4 protein-coding genes are annotated in these 979 nt (G+C 65.4%); all 4 read left to right on the forward strand.

Annotation, left to right across the window (positions count from 1 at the left end; translation table 11 throughout):
* A partial coding sequence (gene rplP / locus KUM32_RS36535) for a 50S ribosomal protein L16 (RefSeq protein ID WP_217146191.1) occupies nt 1-230 on the forward strand: 230 nt, incomplete at its 5' end.
* Nucleotides 230-454: a 50S ribosomal protein L29 gene (rpmC, locus tag KUM32_RS36540; protein ID WP_030890741.1), complete on the forward strand. Its 225-nt coding sequence runs from the start codon at nt 230-232 to the stop codon at nt 452-454. The genes rplP and rpmC, both read left to right, overlap by 1 nt.
* The gene (gene rpsQ / locus KUM32_RS36545) at nt 454-738 is read left to right on the forward strand and encodes a 30S ribosomal protein S17 (RefSeq protein WP_187064896.1); all 285 of its coding nucleotides are present in this window, start codon (nt 454-456) and stop codon (nt 736-738) included. The genes rpmC and rpsQ overlap by 1 nt, the downstream gene beginning before the upstream one ends.
* Before the next feature lie 102 nt (nt 739-840).
* Nucleotides 841-979: uL14 family ribosomal protein (locus tag KUM32_RS36550; protein WP_041664124.1), on the forward strand; the 139-nt coding region annotated here is incomplete at its 3' end.

Raw genomic sequence — 979 nt, forward strand, 5'->3', positions numbered from 1 at the left:
TCTGGATCAACATCTACCCGGACCGGCCGCTCACCAAGAAGCCCGCCGAGACCCGCATGGGTTCCGGTAAGGGTTCGCCGGAGTGGTGGATCGCGAACGTCAAGCCCGGTCGGGTGATGTTCGAGCTGTCCTACCCGAACGAGAAGGTCGCTAAGGAGGCGCTGACCCGCGCCGCCCACAAGCTTCCGATGAAGTGCCGGATCGTCCGGCGCGAGGCAGGTGAGTCGTGATGGCGGCCGGTACCAAGGCGACCGAGCTGCGCGAGCTGAACGACGAGGATCTCGTCGCCAAGCTGCGCGAGGCCAAGGAGGAGCTGTTCAACCTCCGCTTCCAGGCGGCGACCGGACAGCTTGAGAACCACGGCCGGCTGAAGGCCGTCCGCAAGGACATCGCCCGGATCTACACCCTGATGCGTGAGCGCGAGCTCGGCATCGAGACGGTGGAGAGCGCCTGATGAGCGAGACGAATGTGACTGAGAACAAGCAGGACCGCGGCTTCCGCAAGACCCGTGAGGGTCTGGTCGTCAGCGACAAGATGGACAAGACCGTCGTCGTCGCCGTTGAGGACCGCGTCAAGCACGCGCTGTACGGCAAGGTCATCCGTCGTACGAACAAGCTCAAGGCGCACGACGAGCAGAACGCCGCCGGTGTCGGTGACCGCGTCCTCCTGATGGAGACCCGGCCGCTGTCCGCGACGAAGCGCTGGCGCATCGTCGAGATCCTCGAGAAGGCCAAGTAATCCCCTCCGAGGGGGACCCCCTCGGAATAGTTCCGCCAGGCTCGGCGGGGACTCGGGCGACCGGGTCCCCGCCGGGAACCGGCAGACGATCAGGAGATAGACGTGATCCAGCAGGAGTCGCGACTGCGCGTCGCCGACAACACTGGTGCGAAGGAGATCCTTTGCATCCGTGTTCTCGGCGGTTCCGGTCGCCGCTACGCGGGCATCGGTGACGTCATCGTCGCCACCGTCAAGGATGCGA

The sequence above is a fragment of the Streptomyces sp. AC627_RSS907 genome (assembly GCF_019049165.1).

Bases quoted from the DNA above. Each gene is read 5' to 3' on its own strand.
- rpmC (WP_030890741.1), top strand. From the start codon at position 230: ATGGCGGCCGGTACCAAGGCGACCGAGCTGCGCGAGCTGAACGACGAG.
- rpsQ (WP_187064896.1), top strand. From the start codon at position 454: ATGAGCGAGACGAATGTGACTGAGAACAAGCAGGACCGCGGCTTCCGC.